Raw genomic sequence first — 19,570 nt, 5'->3', positions numbered from 1 at the left:
ATGTTTGAATCCAGACACAAGGCAAGGCAGAATCACGCCCTGCCCAAAATAGACCGCGAATCATACTGACTATACTGGTCACAGGCAAGCCCCGTCGGGCAGGCCCAGGCGTTCACGCCAACCGGCCGGCTCCGCCGGCCGGCAGCCAGCCTCTCACCCTGGAGTCCCGAGTGCCGCGAACCGCCCGAATTGCCCTGAACCGCCCCCTACGGAGACTGTTCGACTACCGGATTCCCGAAGACCTGACACTGGAGCCCGGGCAACGCGTACGCGTTCCCTTCGGACACCAGACGCTTACCGGCCTGGTCGTCGACACCGACACTCCGCCACCGGACGGTATCGAACTCAGGTCCATCGAGCGGGCCCTGGAACCCTGGCCCGTGCTGCCTACCGAAACCTTTCACCTGCTCAACTGGGCCAGCCGCTACTATCAACACCCGCTGGGAGAATGCCTATTCATGGCGTTGCCGCCGGCCCTGCGCCGGGGACAGCCAGCCAAGGAGAAGCACGAGTCATACTGGCAACCTGCTCCCGACGGTGAAGGGCAGGCACTGCCTGCCAATGCCCACCGACAACAGGCACTGCTGGCCTGGCTTCAGGAGCAACCCGCTCCGGCCAGTACCACGAGCATACGGGCAGCCGGCTTCACGACCAGCCAACTCAAGAGCCTGGCTGACAAGCAGCGGATCCGCCCGGCCGCTGCTCCAGCCTTCGCCGGCATCGCCGATGAACCCGAGCTGACACCCACCCTCACTCCCGCACAGTCAGCCGCGGCCGAGCAGCTCCCGACCCCGGCCGAGGGCTTCAACACCGCCCTGCTGTACGGTGTCACCGGCAGCGGCAAAACCGAGCTTTACATCCACCACCTGAAAACCCATCTTCCCAAAGACCGACAGGCCCTGGTTCTGGTCCCCGAAATCAACCTGACCCCCCAGACCGTGGCCCGGTTCCGGCAATATTTTGGCGACCGCATCGGGGTCTGGCACTCAGCCCTGAATGACGCAGAACGGCTTGCGGTCTGGCTCCGGGTGCGCCGGGGAGAGCCGCTGATTCTGGTCGGCACGCGTTCTGCGGCCCTCCTGCCCTTCACCAGCCTGGCGACCGTCATCGTGGACGAGGAGCACGACGGCTCCTACAAACAGGGGGACGGTTTCCGCTATTCCGGCCGGGACCTTGCCGTCTACCGAGCCAGACTGAACCGATGCCCCGCGATTCTGGGTTCCGCCACGCCATCGCTGGAGTCCTATCACAACGCCAAGCAAGGCCGATACCGCCTGATCCGCCTGGAGCAACGAGCCCAAAACACCACGCCCCCCAGCCTGCACCTACTGGACATTCGCAGCCGCCCCCTAGAAGGAGGGCTCTCCCGCCCTGCGATCCAGGCGATACGGCGCACCCTCGAGAACGGCGAGCAGGCCCTGGTGTTCGTCAATCGCCGGGGCTATGCCCCAGTCATGATGTGTTTTGACTGCGGCTACGTCGAGGAATGTCCCAGGTGCGACACCCGCCTGACCTATCACCGCCAGGACCGGGCCATGCGCTGCCACCATTGCAACTACCAGGCTGCGGCACGGGACCACTGCCCCAGTTGCCAGAGCGAAAACTTCAAACCCGTTGGCCAGGGAACGGAACGGGCCGAGGACACGCTCGCCGAGACCTTCCCCGACTACCCCGTCGTTCGGGTCGACCGGGACAGCACCCAGCGCAAGGGCAGCATCCAAGGTATTCTGCAACGCGTCAACAGCGGCCACCCCTGTATTCTGGTTGGCACACAGATGCTCGCCAAGGGGCACGATTTTCCAAACGTCACACTGGTGGTCGTCATCAACGCCGACGGCGGCCTGTTCAGTACCGACTTCCGCGCACCTGAACGACTGATGCAAACTCTGCTACAGGTCAGCGGCCGCGCCGGCAGGGCCCAGAAACCGGGACGCGTGCTCATCCAGACCTGCCACAGCGACGCCGCCTTGCTGCAGCAGCTCTGCCAGCATGACTACCTGACCATCGCGGACCAGTTGCTGGCCGAACGGCAAACCGGCGGTTTTCCCCCCTTCCGGCATATGGCGATCTTGCGGGCCGAGGCCGATACCATGGAGCAAAGCCTCACGCTTTTGAACACCGTCAAAGCGGATGCATCCTTCCCGAGCGAACTCACTGTCTGGGGGCCACTGCCAGCCCTCATCGCCAGGAAGGCCGACCGGCACCGCGCCCAACTGGTATTCCTGAGTGATCGCCGCAGCTGCCTCAATCAGGCATTGTCACAACTATGCACAATGCTCGAGCTCCGAAAACCATCGACTCGCCTCCGCTGGTCGATCGATGTTGATCCTATCGAGACTGGGTGAGGACTGGGCAGTTACAATCTTTTTCAGAAAACAGAGGTGAATCAACTTTACTAAGCACTTCCTGTGCTATGATTTTTCAAAAAATACTCGGGATCTTTGATTCCAAATTTACCTCAAACCACGCGCTCTGAAGACTTCCTCATGAAAGGATCGGGACAGGGGCGCACAAGGCATAAGGCGGTGCTAACTCTAGGAGCCGTCATAACGCCATCTATGAGCTTTGGAGAAAAACACAATGTCAGGGAATATCCTAGCGCGTGCATCTGCCCTCTCTCTCATCCTAATACTGGCTGCGTGTGGCGGCGACGAGAACTCAGCCCCGCTGGTTGGAACGGGGGGAAGCACCAATTCCGGAGGAGACTCTTCTTCGGGAGACGACTCCAGCAGTGAGCAAGAAGTCGTTCTGGAGCTGGGGTCCGGCAGCGGCTCCAACTTCGTTAGCGGCCAAATCATTGCTTCGGCTACAAACCTATCCGCAGGAGGCACCACGCGACTGGACTTCAACGTTGTCAACGCGGCGGACGGAAATGCCATCTATAATGCCGAATCCACAACCGTCAACATCTCTTCCCTGTGCGAAAGCGCCGTTTTCGATACTCCGCTCACCACAAGCACTGGGATATTCTCCACTACCTATGAGGCCGGCTGTGCTGGACAGGACACTATTACTGCACGGTTGGCTAATGGCGCGACCGCGTCAGTAACCGTCGATGTCGCTGCACCAGAGGTGGGCGAACTCGAGTTTGTCAGCGTCGACCCAGATTCCATCGCATTGAGCGGCAGCTCCAACAGCTCCCGCCCTAGCGTTTCTAAAGTCACCTTCCGACTCACAGACAAAAACGGTAATCCGATCACCACAGAGGAAGACATATCATTCAGCCTGTCGACAACCGTGGGTGGTGTTTCCCTTTCCCAGTCTTCCACGGTCACGGACCAGGAGGGACTCGCCACCACTCGAGTCAATGCCGGAACCGTCGCTACTGTAGTTAGTGTCACTGCCACCTATACGCCAGATAGCGGCTCTGCTATTCAGACAACCTCTGCACCAATTTCTATCAGCGCATCCATTCCAGACCAGAACAGCTTTTCACTGTCAATTGAGGAAAACTTCCTCCCCAATGCCCGAAACTATGATGGCGTTAGCGTTCCAGTCACGATTCGCGCGGCGGACAGGAATAACAACCGAGTCAGCGATGCAGTTGTGAATTTCCTGACGAACGGTGGGTCAGTGCAGAGCGAATGCATCCTCCAGGACGGAGCCTGCTCCATCGAGTGGATCAGCCAAGACCCACGCCCCGCAGACAGCGTTGTACAAATTCTCGCCAGAACAGTTGGCGAAGAAAGTTTTACAGACGTAAACAGTGATGGCAAGTATGTATCGGGTACGGATACGTTCAATCCGAGTGACGACAGGGGCGAAGCCTTTTTAGACGCCAATCGCAATGAGGCATACGACGCCAACGAGGTTTATTTCGACTACAACAGCAATGGCAGCTACGATGCCGGGAACGGTATATATAACGGCAGCGCCTGTTCCGGCAGCAACTGTACGAGCGATTTGCTGGAAATCAGTGAAACTGGACGGATTTTCATGGCCAGCGACAACATCAGCATCACATTCACGACCCCCACTCCCCTCGACATCCCCGGCCAGGCCTGTGCCACCATTGCGGGAGTTTTTTATAACAACGGAGTGCTTGTTGAAGGCCCGCCCCCAGGGGGAACCCAGATTGATTTCTCCACGACCAATGGCAACATTGTAGCCCCATCCAGCTTCAGTTCTCCCACAAACTATCGGGAAACCCCTGTCGAGTTCTGTGTCCTGCTTGAAGCAGACAGCACATCATCCTCTGGCATACTGACGGTCGAAGTCACGCCTCCCTCCCCATTCAGTGGGAATCCGTTCTACGAGCAAATAACTGTCCAGGACTGATCTGCCCGCCGACTCAAATCCGGACCTGCCGATACGGCAGGCCCGGATTTGAGAATGCCCCCCCTTTCCGCGATAATAGCCGCCTCCTGTTTTCACCGGGCCAGCCCCGACACACCCCGTTTCGAGCAAACCAAGAGTCACCCGACACGATGAAAGAAACCGTTTCCGACCTGCTCCAGTCTGCGCTTGCAGCCCTGCAGTCCGAAGGTGTCCTGCCCGCGGATCAAGCTTTTACACCGCAAGTGGGCAACACCAAGGACAAGGCGCACGGTGATTATGCCTGCAATATCGCCCTGGTCGCAGCCAAGGCGGCCGGCTACCCGCCCCGGCAACTGGCCGAGGCACTGGTTGCCCGACTGCCGGCTAGTGACGCGGTGGCGAACGTTGAAATCGCGGGCCCGGGCTTCATCAACTTTTTCATGAGTACCGCCAGCGCCTTCAGTGTCGTGAAAACAGTCCTTGAGCAGGGCGAGCGATTCGGCCACAACGACAGTGGCCAGGGAGAAAAGGTCCAGGTGGAGTTCGTGTCCGCCAACCCGACCGGCCCCCTGCATGTCGGCCATGGGCGGGGCGCGGCAATTGGCGACAGCCTCTGCCGCCTGCTCGAGGCAAACGGCTATGACGTGACTCGCGAGTTCTATTACAACGACGCTGGCGCCCAGATCAACAACCTGGCGCTTTCCGTCCAGGCCCGAGCCAAGGGGCTGACGCCGGAGGATGAGGGCTGGCCCACCGACGGCTACCGTGGCGATTACATCCTTGACGTGGCCAACGCCTACCTCGCCCGGGAAACCGTCACCGCCGACGACCGCGAAGTCACCGGCCAAGGTGACCCGGATGACCTGGATGCCATCCGGGAGTTTGCCGTGGCTTATCTGCGCCGGGAGCAAGACCTGGATCTTAAAGCCTTCGGCGTGCACTTCGATGTCTATTTCCTGGAATCCTCGCTGTATCGCGACGGCAAGGTCGAAGCCACCGTCCAGCGCCTGACGGAAAATGGCTATACCTACGAGAAAGATGGCGCCGTCTGGCTGCGAACCACGGAGTTCGGGGATGACAAGGACCGGGTCATGCGCAAGAAGGACGGAGGCTACACCTACTTCCTGCCCGACGTCGCTTATCACCTGGACAAATGGCAGCGGGGCTTCACCCGCGTGATCAACGAGCAGGGGGCGGACCATCACTCCACGGTGACCCGGGTACGCGCCGGACTGCAGGCCCTAAAAGCCGGCATTCCAGAGGGGTGGCCAGACTATGTCCTGCACCAGATGGTCACCGTGACCCGGTCCGGCCAGGAGGTGAAGATTTCCAAGCGGGCGGGAAGCTACGTCACCCTCCGCGACTTGATCGACGAAGTCGGCCGGGATGCCACCCGGTTTTTCTTGGCCGCGCGCCGGGTTGATTCCCAGCTGACCTTCGACATTGACCTGGCCCGCTCCCAAACCAACGAGAACCCGGTTTACTACATTCAGTACGCTCACGCGAGGATTTGCAGCGTTCTGCGCAAACTGGCCGCCGAAGGAGTGGAGCGTGACCGTAACGAGTGCCGGGGCGACCTGTCACGGCTGACACTCGACGAGGAAAAGGAGCTGGCCAATCAGCTGGCCCGCTTCCCGGAACTGGTGGCCAATGCCGCCGCCCAGCGGGAGCCCCACCATGTGGCCCACTATCTCCGCGAGTTGGCCGGCCAGTTCCATACCTATTACAACGCCCACAAGGTTCTGACCGAGGACACCGAGCTGCGTGATGCCCGGGTCAGCCTGTACCTGGCGGTCAGGCAGGTGCTGGCCAACGGTCTGGCGCTGCTCGGCGTCAACGCGCCGGAGGAAATGTAAGGTACTCCGATGGCCCGCGACTACGCCAGGAAAAACCGTCCCAGCGCCCCCCGGCCATCGGCCGCCCGGCGACCGGCCCCGCAGGCCAGGACCAAGCCTGCGCCCGGGCGGCACCAGCACGGCAGCCTGTCCCTGAAATGGATTGCCTCGCTGGCGGCCGTGGGCGGCTTTATCGGCTTCATTTTCTACCTGCACTCCCTGCCGACCGCCCCCAAACCGGAGCCGGTCCCCGCCCGGATTCAGGCGCCTGAGGCGAAAGCGGTCGCCCCTGCCCAGGCGCAGGAGAAAAAACCGCAGTTCCGGTTTTACGAGATGCTGCCAGAGTCGGAAGTGGTACCACCGGATGTCCAGGAGTACAGTCCCTCCCCCAAGGCTCAGGACTTCCAGTACCTGGTCCAGTCGGGCTCCTTCCGCAGCCGAGAGGACGCCGAACGCCAGCGAGCCCAGATCGCGTTTCAGGGTCTGAGAGCGAGTATCCAGCGCATTGACCTGGACAACGGAAGCACCTGGTACCGAGTCAACGTGGGGCCATTCGACTCCCGCAGCCAGATGAATTCAGCCATCGACAAGCTGGTGTCCCTGAATATCCAGCCGCTGATCCGCAAGGTTCCCAAGAACGGCTAGCCAACGACTCCCGGGCCAAGGCGGGGGGCCGTTTCGACCCTTGAAAACCCACATCACGCCTCCATAACAGCTGGATAACTCACTCGAACAGGCAAGTGGAGCCCAGATGACTACCATTCTATCCGTCAGGCGAGACGACGAAGTCGCCATGGGTGGCGACGGCCAGGTTTCCCTGGGAAATACCGTAATGAAGGGTAACGCCCGCAAAGTACGGCGGCTATACAATGGCCAGGTGATCGCAGGCTTTGCCGGCGGCACGGCGGATGCCTTTACCTTGTTTGAACGGTTCGAGGCTCAACTGGAAAAGCACCAGGGCAACCTCACCCGGGCGGCGGTCGAGCTGGCCAAGGACTGGCGAACGGACCGAGCACTCAGGAAGCTCGAGGCCCTTCTGGCGGTGGCGGACAAGACCGCATCGCTGATTATCACGGGTAACGGAGACGTCATCGAGCCGGAGCAGGGCCTGATCGCCATCGGCTCAGGCGGCCCCTTCGCCCAGGCCTCCGCCCGGGCGCTGCTGGAAAACACCGACCTGTCAGCCCGAGAGATTGTGGAAAAAGGCCTGGAGATAGCTGCCGATATCTGCATCTACACCAACCACAACCTCACCATCGAAGTCCTACCCAAGACCGACTGACCCGGAGCAACCATGTCCGCAATGACACCCCGTGAAATTGTCCACGAACTCAATAAGCACATCGTGGGCCAGGAAGAAGCCAAGCGGGCCGTGGCCATCGCGCTGCGCAACCGCTGGCGGCGCATGCAGCTGGACAGCCGCCTGCGGGACGAAGTGACGCCCAAGAACATCCTGATGATCGGCCCGACCGGCGTCGGCAAAACCGAGATCGCGCGGCGTCTGGCAAAGCTGGCGGATGCCCCGTTCCTCAAGGTTGAGGCCACCAAGTTCACCGAAGTCGGCTACGTGGGCCGCGACGTGGAGTCCATCATCCGGGACCTTGCCGACATGGCGGTCAAGATGATGCGCGAGAAGGAAATGAAGCGTCACGAAAACCGGGCACTGGACGCGGCGGAGGATCGCATCCTCGACGCGCTGCTGCCGCCTCCCCGAGATTTCACTGAAGACAGCCAGCGCGGCGGCCAGGACTCCTCCACCCGCCAGCTGTTCCGCAAGAAGCTTCGGGAAGGCGAACTGGATGACAAAGAGATCGAAATCGAGGTGCGCAGCGCCGGGCCGGGCGTTGAAATCATGGCGCCGCCAGGCATGGAGGAAATGACCAGCCAGCTGCAAAGCATTTTCTCTAGTCTATCCTCGGACAAGCGCAAGACCCGCAAGATGAAAGTGTCCGAAGCTCTGCGACTGGTCAAGGACGAGGAAGCCGCCAAGCTGGTCAATGAAGAGGAAATCAAGCAGAAGGCCATCCAGGCGGTGGAACAGAATGGCATCGTATTCATCGACGAGATCGACAAGGTCGCCAAGCGCTCCGAAAACACCGCCTCGGATGTATCCCGGGAAGGGGTCCAGAGAGACCTTCTGCCCCTGATTGAGGGCAGTACCGTCAGCACCAAGTACGGCGCGGTCCGGACCGATCACATCCTGTTCATCGCCTCCGGTGCCTTCCATCTGTCCAAGCCCTCGGACCTGATTCCGGAACTCCAGGGCCGGCTGCCGATCCGGGTGGAACTGCAGGCGCTCACGCCGGAGGACTTCAAGCGCATCCTGACCGAGCCGGATGCCTCCCTGGTTCAGCAGTATCAGGCGTTGATGGCGACCGAAGGCGTCAATCTGAGCTTTACCGACGAGGCCATCGCCCGCATCGCCGAAGTCGCCTGGAAGGTGAATGAAAGCACCGAGAATATCGGAGCGCGGCGGCTGCACACCGTGCTCGAACGGCTATTGGAAAGCCTGTCCTTTGACGCCGGCGACCGGATCACCGACCGCTTCGAGGTCACGGCGGACTATGTGGACGAAAAGCTCGGAGAACTGTCGGAGGACGAGGACCTGTCCCGCTACATCCTCTGACCGCCAACCGCACCGGCCCGCCAAGGAGCGGGTCGGTGCGCCCCTACTGGGCTCTGGAGAACAGCTGTGAGACGTTACCCAGGCCCGCCCCCTTCCGACGTCTGTCTGACGGGCGTTTCCTGTCCTTTGCCTTGGCCACGTACAGCGGCAACAGCTCCCCGTATAGACTGGTGCTGATGGTACGCTGCTCGTCTTCCAGACGGTCGCGCCGGAGCGTGATGCCATACTTCGCCAGCTTGGGCTCCAACTCGTCGGCCCGGAGCAGCAGGTCGCGCCGCGTCATCTGATAGGCATGTTCACAGACCATGCGCCGGCTCTGGAAACTGAACACATTGGAAAAGAACAGCTTGGCATCGTCCCGGGTGGGTTCGAACAGGAGAATGTCCTTGTCCGGGTAGTCACGGGCATACTGAGCAATGCCGGATTGCATCCGCGAGTACACCATGGTACGGAACATTTGGGAGAGGAGATTCGGCATCCCCGAGCGGGTCAGCTCGCCAGGCTTCATGGAACCGGCGCGTACCGCAGCACTGGCATCTATCGGCACCTGAGGGTTCACGGCAAAGACCAGGTCCGCGCCATCCTCGAAAGCCACCGACGCATGCAAGCCCTTGCGCAGGGTACCGTCCACATAGTAACGCCCGTCGATTTCCACCGGGACGTACAGTCCCGGAGACGCCGTGGTGGCCTGAATGGCCCTGGAAATGGGTACATGGTCAAACCCCGGGGCACCGAAGCACACAGCCTCGGTGCTTTCCACGTCCGCCGCCACCACGTACAGGCTGTGCTTCAGCTCCCGAAAGTCGTTGGTACGACCGAGCATGGTGAAAGCCCGACTCAGGTAGTCGTGCAGCCCCTCGTTGTCGAACAACCCCGCCGGCGCGGCCTGGGCCAGGATCGTCAGGGCCTCCAGAAAACTCTGGTCATAGGGGTTGTTGACGAAGCGCCCGATGGCAGTGGATACCAGGCCGGGAATTGCCAACAAACGTTGGCCGATTTCCCTGAACGCGGGACGGTAGAAGACCTCAGGATGGAACGGGTGGACCTCGGCCTCGTTACGCACGAAGATCCGGCACAGCTGGGCCGTCGTCATCTGGTTGGCCAGGTTGGCGGCCACAAAGGCGCCGGCGTTGACGCCCACATACACCGACAACCGATTGAAGTCGAGGCCATCGAGCGCCTCATCCAGCGCTCGCAGGGCGCCGATCTCGTAGATTCCGCCCAGGGGACCGCCCCCGCCCAGGGCGAGCCCGATGCGGGGTTGGCGCGGCGTCGAGGAGGCCGCCATCAGGACGCCGCCTGCTCGGAAAGCGCCAGGGAGGAGGTCTTGCCGGGTCTCAGGTAACGGCCAAAACCCGCGTTTCTCAACGCCAAGTCCACACAACTCTTGATCACATGAGGGGAGTCCAGCATTAACACGTCCTCCAGCAGCTGCATCGCCCATTCCCGGCTGACGCTGCGAATCACCGACTTCACCTTCGGCAGGCTGGCCGCGTTCATGGACAGCGAGTCGTACCCCATGGCCATCAGCAACAACGCACCACCAGGGTCGCCCGCCAGCTCGCCGCAAATGCCTGCGGGCTTACCCACAGCATGCGCGTCCTGGGCGATTCGCACAAGGGCCTGCAGCACCGCCGGGTGGTAGGAATGGTACAGCTGAGCCACCCGCGGGTTGTTGCGGTCCACTGCCAGCAGGTACTGAGTCAGGTCGTTGGAGCCCACCGACAGGAAGTCGACACGGTCCGCCAGCTCCCGGATCTGATACACTGCGGCAGGCACCTCCACCATCACACCCACCTTGGGCATGTGGATGTCGTACCCCTCCTCCCGGACCTCGTGATACACCCGGTAGATCAGGTGCAGCGACTCCTCGACCTCGGAGACGTTGCTGATCATCGGCAGCATGATCTGCAGGTTGTTCAGCCCCTCGCTGGCCTTGAGCATGGCACGCACCTGGACCAGAAAGATCTCCGGGTGATCCAAAGTGACCCGGATGCCCCGCCACCCCAGGAAGGGGTTCTCCTCATTGATGGGGAAATAGGCCAGCGCCTTGTCGCCCCCCACATCCAGGGTTCGCATGGTGACCGGATTGGGCGCGAAGGCTTCGAGCTGCTCGCGGTAATACTCCCGCTGCTCCTGCTCAGAGGGGAACCGATCCTTGATCATGAACGGCACTTCGGTCCGGTACAGGCCGATACCTTCCGCACCGTGCGAGAGGGAGCGCACCACGTCGGTCATCAGGCCCGTGTTCACCAGCAGCGACACCCGATGTCCGTCGGTGGTTTCACAGGGCTTGTCACGCAGCGCTTCCAGGCCTCGGACCAGCTCATCCTCCTCGTCACAGATTTCCTGGTAAAACGCGCGAAGGTCCGCGGACGGCGACGCGAAGATCTGCCCTTCGAAGCCGTCGACGATCAGCTCCTTGCCGTCCAATTGATTGACCGGAATGTCCACCAGCCCCATCACCGTCGGCACGCCCATAGCCCGCGCCAGTATCGCCACGTGGGAGTTGCTGGAGCCCTTGACCGAAACCAGCCCCACCAGCCGTCCCTTGGGCACTTCACCCAGCATGGCAGGCGTCAGCTCCTCGCTCACCAGCACCGTTTTCTCCGGATACACCAGGTGCCGCTGCTCCCCTTCCTGAAGGTGCGACAGCAGACGGCGCCCCAGGTCACGGACATCCACTGCCCGCTCCTGCAGATAGTGGTCGTCCATCATTTCGAAGTGGCGTACGTACTGCTGAACCACCTGCTTGAGCGCCCCCTGGGCCCAGATCCCCTCGCGGATCCGATTGACAACCTCCCCAGGCAGAGCCTCGTCTCCCAGCATGCGCAGATAGACATCGAACAGGGCCTGCTCCTCCGGCCGCAGCTGGCTCGCCAGCCGGTTGGCCACCCGCTCGATATCCTCCCGAACCGCTCGCACGGCGGACTGGAACAACGCAACTTCGCTCTCGATATCGTCGGTGGGTTTTTCCGGAACTGCGTCCAGGTCCGCGGCCGGATACACCACCACGCCGGTGCCAATGGCCACGCCGGGGGCTCCCGGCACCCCGTTGAAGGAGACGTCTCTGGCCTCGCGCCCGGTCAGCGACATGCCGCTGATGGCCCCGGTCGCCTCGCCGTGGGCGATAACGCCCGCCAGCTGGGCGGACACGGTCACCAGAAATGCTTCTTCACCTTCGTCGAAACACCGGCTTTCCCGCTGCTGGACCACCAGCACACCCAGCACGCGGCGGTGGTGGATGATGGGAACCCCGAGAAACGACCGGAAACGCTCCTCGCCGGTTTCCGGGAAATAGCGGTAACGAGGGTGGGACGGAGCGTCTTCCAGGTTGATCGGCTCCTCGCGGGAACCCACCAAGCCAACCAAGCCTTCGGAGTAACCCAGGCTGACGCGCCCCACGGCCTTGCGATACAAACCCTCGGTCGCCATCAGGATGTACCGGTTGGTCACCGGATCCTGCAAATAGACCGAACAGACTTCCGTGCCCATTGCCTTTTGCACCCGCGATACGATGATATCCAGCGCCTCCTGCAAATCGCGGGCGCTGTTTACCTCTTGTACAAGACTTCGCAGTATGCTCAGCATGGCAGGGTCAATCCGTTATCGTGAGTGTTCCCTAAGGCGCCGTTCCGGTTCCGACTTGCGCCACTGTTCCAGGTTGTGGAACAACCTGGGCGCGAGTTCCCGCAATGCGCGCCGGTAGACTTCTCGCTTGAATGAAACCACCTGGCCCAACGGATACCAGTAGCTGACCCACTGCCACCCATCGAATTCCGGTGAATCGGTTCCGTCCACGCACACCTGCGCGTCCGGCGACAACATCCTCAGCAGGAACCATTTCTGTTTTTGCCCCACACACACAGGGTGTGAGTTGTGGCGCACCATCCGCCTGGGCAGACGGTACCTCAGCCAGCCCCGGGTACAGCTGATGATCTCGACATCATCCGCCGTGAGGCCGATTTCCTCTCCAAGCTCCCGGTACAACGCTTCCTCGGGTGATTCGTTGGGCTTGATGCCGCCCTGCGGAAACTGCCAGGAGTCCTGTCCGATTCGCCGTGCCCAGAGAACTTCGCCCCTGTGGTTGGCCAGAATGATTCCGACGTTGGGTCTGAAACCGTCTTTATCAATCACGGCACAGTCCTCTCAAAAGTCGGTCGCCGGTCAAGTTTTGACCGGCAAAATTTGTCCAAATTGCTCTCATTCTTACAGAAACCCCAGGGTTGGGCAAACGCAGCCGATCCCGTCAGGTCGTGCTAGACTGGACGGCTAGCCAACCCCCTGTTACCCATGGAGGACAGCCCTTGACGCTCGCATTGTTTGATCTGGACAACACCCTGCTGGCTGGCGACAGTGACCACGCCTGGGGGGAGTTTCTGGTGGAAGAGGGCCTGGTCGACGCGGAGGCGTATCGCCAGGCCAACGACCGTTTCTATCAGGAGTACCTGAACGGCGAGCTGGACATCTTTCACTACCTGCGTTTCGCGCTGCAACCCCTGACCCGCCACGACCTGAACGACCTCCTGGCCTGGCGGGAACGCTTCGTCGAGCAGAAAATACGGCCCATGCTGCAGTCGCGGGCCCAGGCGCTGGTGGAGCGCCACCGGGAGCAGGGACATACCCTGATGATCATTACCGCCACCAACCGTTTTGTCACCGAACCCATCGCCAAGCTGATGGGCATCGAGCACCTCATCGCCACGGAGCCGGAAATGGTCAATGGCCGCTTCACGGGCGAAGTTGCCGGGGTTCCCAGCTTCCAGGAGGGCAAAGTGGTCCGGCTCAAGGACTGGCTGGCAAGCCACGGGCACACACTGGAAAACGCGTGGTTCTACAGTGACTCCCACAACGACTTGCCACTGCTGCGGGCGGTGACCCATCCAGTGGCGGTGGACCCGGACCCGACCCTGGAGCAGCAGGCCAAGGCCGCGGGCTGGCCGGTGATTTCGCTACGGGGCTGACGGGCCGGCGGCCCGTCCGTCAGAGGAAACCGGTCAGTGACCGGACAAAGCAGGCCTTGATGTAGTCCGTTTCCGGAATCCCGGGAATCACCGGGTGATCCGGAGCTTGGTGCCCCTGTTCCAGCAACTGTACAAAGCGGTCGATTTTTCGACCGCTGGCACGAAGGATGTCCACCAGCCGTTCTTGAGACAGGTGCATGGAGCAGGAAGCCGACACCAGCACGCCGTCCCGCTCCAGCAGCCGGAGTCCCAGCTGGTTGAGACGGGCATAAGCCTGTTCCCCGGCCTTCTGATCCCGGCGCCGGGGAATCAGCGCCGGCGGGTCCAGTACCACGACATCGAACTTCTGTTTGTCCTCGGCCAGTCCCTTGAGGACCTCGAAGGCGTCCCCAGCCAACGTCCGCACCGGCTCCAGGCCATTCAGGCGGGCGTTGTGATGCACGGCCTCCAGCGCCACCGCCGAGGCATCCACGCACGTCACCTCCGCCGCCCCGGCCATCGCCGCCTGCAATCCCCAGCCACCGACGTAACTGAACACGTCCAGCACCCGCTTGCCTGGAGCATAGGCCTGCAGGCGCCGGCGGTTCATCCGGTGATCGTAGAACCAGCCGGTTTTCTGAGCCCCTGCCAAGGCCACCTCGAAGCGGGCGCCGTTCTCTTCCACCAGGAGCCGGTCGGTCTCGGCGCCGTACGCCTGCTCGACGTATGTTTCCAGCCCTTCCACCCGGCGCATCTTGCCGTCGTTTTTCAGGATGATGGAGGTCGGCTGAACCAGCCGCTGCACAGCACGCACGACGGCGTCCTTCATCCGTTCCATGCCGGCACTGGAAATCTGTACCACCACGGTGTCGCCGAAACGGTCCACCACCAACCCGGAAAGGCCATCGCTGTCACCGAACACCCAACGGTAGAAAGGCCGGTCGAACAGCCGATCTCGTATTGCCAGCGCCACCTCCATCCGTTGCGTCAGTCGCTGGGGCGTCATGCCCTGCCCCGGATCCCGACTGATCAGGCGCCCGCAAATCAGCGCGTGGGGATTGACGAACACGGTGCCCAGGGGTTTGTCGTTACTGGCACGCACTTCCGCCTGATCGCCGGGTTCGAAGGCGGTCAGAGGCGACCGCCGGATATCGACTTCGTTGCTGTAAACCCAGAGGTGGCCGGCACGGAGACGGCGCTCCGCGCCCTTGCGCAGGTACAGGACAGGAAAGTTCATCGGGCGTATCAACCGAAACTGTGGAATGGGGCGCGGATTATCAACCGATCAGTCATGATCGGCAATGTGCTCGGCATAGGCGGCGGCGTCCATCAGACCGTCGAGCTCCCCCGGATCGGTCATGCGTACCCGGAACATCCAGCCCTCACCGTAGGGATCCTCGTTCACCCGCTCGGGCTCGTCCTCCAGGGCCTCATTGACCGCGATGACCTCGCCAGTAACCGGGCTGAACACGTCGGAGGCGGATTTGACCGATTCGGCCACGCCGGCCTCCTCGCCGCCGTTCACGGTGGCCCCAAGGTCGGGCACGCCAATGTAGACCACATCACCCAGTTGCTCCTGGGCAAAGTCGGTAATGCCAACCGTAGCGGTGCCGTCGTCCGATACCCGCACCCACTGGTGCGTCTCAATGTATTTCAGGTCTGCCGGGATTTCGCTCATGATGGGTTCCTCTGCGATTTCGGGCGCAGTGTAACGCAAGTTATGGGTCCCAGCGAACTGCGCGCGCCAGCGCCATGAACGCCTCCAGGTAATCGATGCCCTGGTCCTGTTCTCGCCGCCCCAGAAAGATCTGCTTGTCCAAGCCATGGGCCCCCAGCCGCACGGGCACGATGGGCAAAGACTGGCCGTATTCGGCCACCAGCCAACCCGGCAGTGCCGTTACGCCCCGTCCCGCCGCCACCATTTGCAACATGATGTCCGTGGTCTCAATCACCTTGTGCCGGGCCGGACCGGCCTGGGCCGGCAGGAAGAAACGGGTGAAGATGTCCAGCCGTTCCACCGGCACCGGATAGGTAATCAGAGTCTCCTGCGCCAGCGCCTCCGGCCCGACCCAGTCCTGCCCCGCCAGCGGGTGCTGCCGGGCAACGGCCAGCACCAACTCGTAATCGAACACAGGCTCAAACCTGAGCCCAGGACGGTCCAGCGGGTCCGGGGTAACCAGCAGGTCGATGTCGTGGCCGAACAGGGCACCGATCCCGCCAAACTGGAATTTCTGTTTGACGTCGACATCCACATCCGGCCATTGCGCCAAGTAAGGCTGGACCACCTTGAGCAGCCACTGGTAGCAGGGGTGACACTCCATGCCGATCCGCAGAATCCCCCGCTGCCCCCGGGCAATTTCCGACACCACCGTCTCCGCATGCTCCAGCTGGGGCAACACCCGGCGAGCCAGCGCCAACAGGTACTCGCCGGCCTGAGTCAGGCGCAGGCGCCGACCGTCCCGAATCCAGAGCCGGGTATTCAGAGATGCTTCCAGCTTGCGAATGGAGTGACTCAGCGCCGACTGCGTCAGATGCAGCGTCTCGGCGGCCGCCGTCAGCGAGCCGGCATCGTCGACGGCGCGCAGGATTTCCAGATGATTCCGATCGATCATTGCCGCACCATAAATGAATGAAAGTCATGGATCTCTGAAATAATACCATTTTTATTCATGATCAGAACTTTCTAACCTTGCCCGGACATCCAACAAGCCATTCAATTCAGGAGCACCGAATGACCACCACCCATTCACTGGGATACCCCCGCATCGGCGCCCAGCGGGAACTCAAGTTCGCCCTGGAGCACTACTGGCAAGGCCAGAGCTCCGAAACCGAGCTGCTTGCCACCGCCGAGCAGCTTCGGCGCCAACATTGGCAGGACCAGGCCGGCCTCGGGTTCCAGCCCGTCGGTGATTTTTCCCTCTACGATCAGGTCCTGGATATGAGCGTCACCCTTGGCAATCTGCCGCCACGCGTGCGGGAACGGGGCGGGGAACTGCTGGACCAGTACTTCCGGGCCGCCCGGGGCCGCAGCGCCACGGATCAGCCGGGCCAAGGCGTGGCCGCGGGTGAAATGACCAAGTGGTTCGACACCAACTATCACTACATCGTACCCGAGTTTACCCGTGACACCCGCTTCCAGCTGGACAGCCGCCGTCTGCTGGAGCAGTTTGCCGAGGCCCGGGCCCAGGGGCACCGGCCGAAGCCGGTGATCATCGGTCCGGTCACCTATCTGTGGCTGGGCAAGAGCAAGGATGACAGTGACCGGCTGGCGCTACTGGACCGACTGCTACCGGTATACGGCGAACTGCTGGATACCCTGGCGGAGGCCGGCGCCGAGTGGATCCAGGTGGATGAACCGGCTCTGGTAACCGAGCTGGACGAGGCCTGGCGGCACGCCTTCCAGCTGGCCTACCATCACCTCAAGTCCAGTCGACCCAAACTGCTGCTGACCACCTATTTCGGCCAGCTTCGGGACACTCTGCAACTGGCCTGCGAGCTGCCGGTGGCGGGCCTGCACCTGGACGCCGTCAGCGCCCAGCCGGAAGCCGGCCAGCTGGCCGATTGGCTGGCCCCGCACAAGGTTCTGTCCTTGGGCGTGGTCGATGGCCGAAATGTCTGGAAAACCGATCTGAACCGCGTACTCGACTGGCTTGAGCCCATCCACGCACGATTGGGGGAGCGCCTCTGGCTGGCCCCCTCCTGCTCGCTGCTGCACGTGCCCGTCGACCTGTCCCGGGAACAGAACCTGGCCACCGATGTCCGCACCTGGCTGGCGTTCGCCCGTCAGAAACTGGACGAGCTGGAACTCTTGGCCCGGGCTCTGGACCTGGGGCGCGAGGCCGTTCACGAAGCGCTGGCGGAGAACCGGCGCGCCATCGATAGCCGCCGGCATGCCCCCAGCACCCGCAACCCCGCCGTGCGCCAGGCCCTGGCCGGGCTGTCCCCCCGCGACGGCCAGCGTCAGAGCCCCTACGCCCAGCGCAAGCCGATACAACAACGCCGCCTGCACCTGCCCCTGTACCCGACCACCACCATCGGCTCCTTCCCCCAGACACCGGAGATCCGCCAGGCGCGCCGGCAGTACCGGGAAGGTACACTGGCCCCCGACCAGTACCGGAGCCTCATGGAGGCGGAAATCGCCCGCTGCATCCGCGAGCAGGAAGCCCTCGGACTGGACGTGCTGGTGCACGGCGAGGCCGAGCGCAACGACATGGTGGAGTATTTCGGCGAGCAGCTGGAGGGGTTTGCCTTCACCCAGGGAGGCTGGGTGCAGTCCTACGGTTCCCGGTGTGTCAAGCCGCCTATCCTGTTCGGGGACGTGTCGCGGCCCCGGCCAATGACCGTGGACTGGATCCGCTATGCCCAGTCACTGACCGACAAGCCGGTGAAAGGCATGCTGACCGGGCCGGTGACCATGCTGAACTGGTCCTTCGTGCGCGACGACCAGCCCCTGTCGGAAACCTGCTGGCAACTGGCCCTGGCCATCCGCGAGGAGGTACTGGATCTGGAACGGGCCGGCGTCACCATCATTCAGATTGACGAGGCGGCCCTGCGGGAAGGCCTGCCCCTGCGCCGGTCGGACTGGCCCAGCTACCTGGAGTGGGCGGTCGATGCCTTCCGGATCACGGCCAACGGTGTCCGGGACGAAACCCAGATCCACACCCACATGTGTTACTCGGAGTTCAACGACATCCTGGCGGACATCGCGCGCATGGACGCGGATGTCATCACCATCGAGACCTCCCGCTCCGACATGGAGCTGCTGGAAGCGTTTCAGAGCTTCGACTACCCGAACGACATCGGGCCCGGCGTCTACGACATCCACTCGCCGAACATCCCCGATGCCGACGACATCGTGGCTCTGATGCACAAGGCAGCTCAGCGGATTCCCCCGGAACGCCTCTGGGTCAACCCGGACTGCGGCCTGAAAACCCGCCGCTGGGAGGAAGTGATTCCCTCGCTCACAGCCATGGTGACGGCGGCGGCAAGGTTGCGCCAGGAAGCCCTGGCACCGGCCCGCGATCGCTGCGAGGCTGGGGTTCAGTAACCCGAGCTGTTCTGGTCCAGTTCAAACCGGAACCCGTCGGCGCGGCGGACCTCGGTAACGAGGCCGCCGTCCGGCGCCAGCTCCAACCATCGGTAACCGGGAGCCAGCGGCTCCACCGCAAACTCCCGGGAACCCCTGGCGAACTGGATGCAGGTGGAAGGCGTCGCCAGCAGCCGGACACCGTTACGCTCGCCATCGAACGCCTGGTGCACATGCCCCCACAAAACCACCCGAACCTGCGGATGACGATCGATCACCGCCCAGAATGCCTCCCGGTTGCGCAACCCGATCCGGTCCATCCAGCCCGACCCGATATCCACCGGGTGATGATGCAGCGCCACCAGGGCGGGCCGCTGCGGCTCCGCCGCCAGCGCGGTATCCAGAAACGTCAGTTCCCGAGCCACCAGCTCGCCGTGCACCTGACCGGCCACGGAGGAATCCAGCAACACGATGTTCCAGCCACCCCGTACCAGTTGCCGCCGATCGGCGCCATAGTGCGCGGCCGTTCGGGCCAGCGTCGCCGTGTCATCATGGTTGCCGGCCAGCCAGGCCATATCGCTGCCGAAACACGCCAAGCTGTCACCAAACACCCGATAGGCGGCCTCCGAGCCGTCCTGGGCCAGGTCACCGGTGGCCAGAATCAGGTCCGGCTGGCCATGGTGGCGGCGAGCCTCTCCGATGACCGCGGACAGGCTGTCCCGGGTGTTTACCCCCAGCAACGCGCCCTCGGCACGGGCCATCAGATGAGGGTCCGTGATCTGGAGCACACGCAATGAGGGGGCCTTATCCGGTCGGGTCATGGGATTCCTGTCTAGCCTGCTGCTGTCCAGTGAGAACGATAACCAGTGTACGACGAGACACC

At 62.4% G+C, this 19,570-nt stretch carries 15 protein-coding genes; 8 read left to right on the top strand and 7 right to left on the bottom strand.

Features of this window, described 5'->3' with window-relative positions:
• Positions 1–170 precede the first annotated feature (170 nt).
• The 6 genes from BTO32_RS04360 (at position 171) to hslU (ending at position 8,718) form a co-directional block, all read left to right on the top strand.
• A complete protein-coding gene (locus BTO32_RS04360; protein ID WP_076723234.1) occupies positions 171–2,345 on the top strand; it encodes a primosomal protein N' in 2,175 nt (724 codons plus the stop codon).
• 235 nt (positions 2,346–2,580) lie between these two features.
• Positions 2,581–4,278, top strand: a complete 1,698-nt coding sequence (locus BTO32_RS04355; RefSeq protein WP_076723233.1) for an Ig-like domain-containing protein — start codon at positions 2,581–2,583, stop codon at positions 4,276–4,278.
• Positions 4,279–4,427: 149 nt separating this feature from the next.
• Complete coding sequence (argS, locus tag BTO32_RS04350) at positions 4,428–6,113, top strand: arginine--tRNA ligase (RefSeq protein ID WP_076723232.1); 1,686 nt, start codon at positions 4,428–4,430, stop codon at positions 6,111–6,113.
• Between the two features lie 9 nt (positions 6,114–6,122).
• A complete protein-coding gene (locus BTO32_RS04345) occupies positions 6,123–6,737 on the top strand; it encodes an SPOR domain-containing protein (protein WP_076723231.1) in 615 nt (204 codons plus the stop codon).
• A 106-nt stretch (positions 6,738–6,843) separates the two neighbouring features.
• Positions 6,844–7,374: an ATP-dependent protease subunit HslV gene (gene hslV, locus BTO32_RS04340; RefSeq protein ID WP_076723230.1), complete on the top strand. Its 531-nt coding sequence runs from the start codon at positions 6,844–6,846 to the stop codon at positions 7,372–7,374.
• A 12-nt stretch (positions 7,375–7,386) separates the two neighbouring features.
• Positions 7,387–8,718 carry an ATP-dependent protease ATPase subunit HslU gene (hslU, locus tag BTO32_RS04335; protein ID WP_076723229.1) on the top strand — a complete coding sequence of 444 codons (1,332 nt, stop codon included), beginning with the start codon at positions 7,387–7,389 and terminating at the stop codon, positions 8,716–8,718.
• Between the two features lie 43 nt (positions 8,719–8,761).
• Here hslU and BTO32_RS04330 read toward each other — a convergent pair whose 3' ends face one another.
• Genes BTO32_RS04330 through BTO32_RS04320 form a run of 3 tightly spaced genes read right to left on the bottom strand, consistent with a single transcriptional unit; the run spans position 8,762 to position 12,855 of the window.
• Positions 8,762–10,006, bottom strand: coding sequence for a patatin-like phospholipase family protein (locus tag BTO32_RS04330; RefSeq protein WP_076723228.1), 1,245 nt, complete (start codon positions 10,004–10,006; stop codon positions 8,762–8,764).
• Positions 10,006–12,309 carry a phosphoenolpyruvate--protein phosphotransferase gene (gene ptsP, locus BTO32_RS04325; RefSeq protein WP_076723227.1) on the bottom strand — a complete coding sequence of 768 codons (2,304 nt, stop codon included), beginning with the start codon at positions 12,307–12,309 and terminating at the stop codon, positions 10,006–10,008. The genes BTO32_RS04330 and ptsP overlap by 1 nt, the downstream gene beginning before the upstream one ends.
• 15 nt (positions 12,310–12,324) lie before the next feature.
• The gene (locus tag BTO32_RS04320) at positions 12,325–12,855 is read right to left on the bottom strand and encodes an RNA pyrophosphohydrolase (RefSeq protein ID WP_076723226.1); all 531 of its coding nucleotides are present in this window, start codon (positions 12,853–12,855) and stop codon (positions 12,325–12,327) included.
• Between the two features lie 170 nt (positions 12,856–13,025).
• Here BTO32_RS04320 and BTO32_RS04315 point away from each other — a divergent pair, with 170 nt between their 5' ends.
• On the top strand, positions 13,026–13,682 hold the full coding sequence (locus BTO32_RS04315; RefSeq protein ID WP_076723225.1) for a histidinol-phosphatase: 657 nt from the start codon (positions 13,026–13,028) through the stop codon (positions 13,680–13,682).
• Positions 13,683–13,701: 19 nt separating this feature from the next.
• On the opposite strand, the gene BTO32_RS04310 is transcribed toward BTO32_RS04315, so the two are convergent.
• The 3 genes from BTO32_RS04310 to BTO32_RS04300 are packed head-to-tail and all read right to left on the bottom strand — an operon-like array spanning position 13,702 to position 16,273.
• Entirely contained in the window at positions 13,702–14,898 is a 1,197-nt protein-coding gene (locus BTO32_RS04310) for a class I SAM-dependent rRNA methyltransferase (RefSeq protein WP_076723224.1), read from the bottom strand.
• A gap of 48 nt (positions 14,899–14,946) precedes the next feature.
• Positions 14,947–15,339 (bottom strand): glycine cleavage system protein GcvH, encoded by a 393-nt coding sequence (gene gcvH / locus BTO32_RS04305; RefSeq protein WP_076723223.1) that lies wholly within the window; start codon positions 15,337–15,339, stop codon positions 14,947–14,949.
• Positions 15,340–15,379: 40 nt separating this feature from the next.
• A complete protein-coding gene (locus BTO32_RS04300; protein ID WP_076723222.1) occupies positions 15,380–16,273 on the bottom strand; it encodes a LysR family transcriptional regulator in 894 nt (297 codons plus the stop codon).
• Between the two features lie 119 nt (positions 16,274–16,392).
• Here BTO32_RS04300 and metE point away from each other — a divergent pair, with 119 nt between their 5' ends.
• Complete coding sequence (gene metE / locus BTO32_RS04295) at positions 16,393–18,708, top strand: 5-methyltetrahydropteroyltriglutamate--homocysteine S-methyltransferase (RefSeq protein ID WP_076723221.1); 2,316 nt, start codon at positions 16,393–16,395, stop codon at positions 18,706–18,708.
• Here metE and cpdA read toward each other — a convergent pair.
• A complete protein-coding gene (cpdA, locus tag BTO32_RS04290; protein WP_076723220.1) occupies positions 18,702–19,508 on the bottom strand; it encodes a 3',5'-cyclic-AMP phosphodiesterase in 807 nt (268 codons plus the stop codon). The two genes, metE and cpdA, sit on opposite strands and share 7 nt — an antisense overlap.
• Positions 19,509–19,570: the final 62 nt, after the last annotated feature.

The sequence above is a fragment of the Marinobacter lutaoensis genome (assembly GCF_001981305.1).
Lineage (GTDB): Bacteria > Pseudomonadota > Gammaproteobacteria > Pseudomonadales > Oleiphilaceae > Marinobacter > Marinobacter lutaoensis.
Note: the sequence above shows the minus strand (reverse complement) of the source record. Positions and strands in the feature narration are given on the sequence as shown.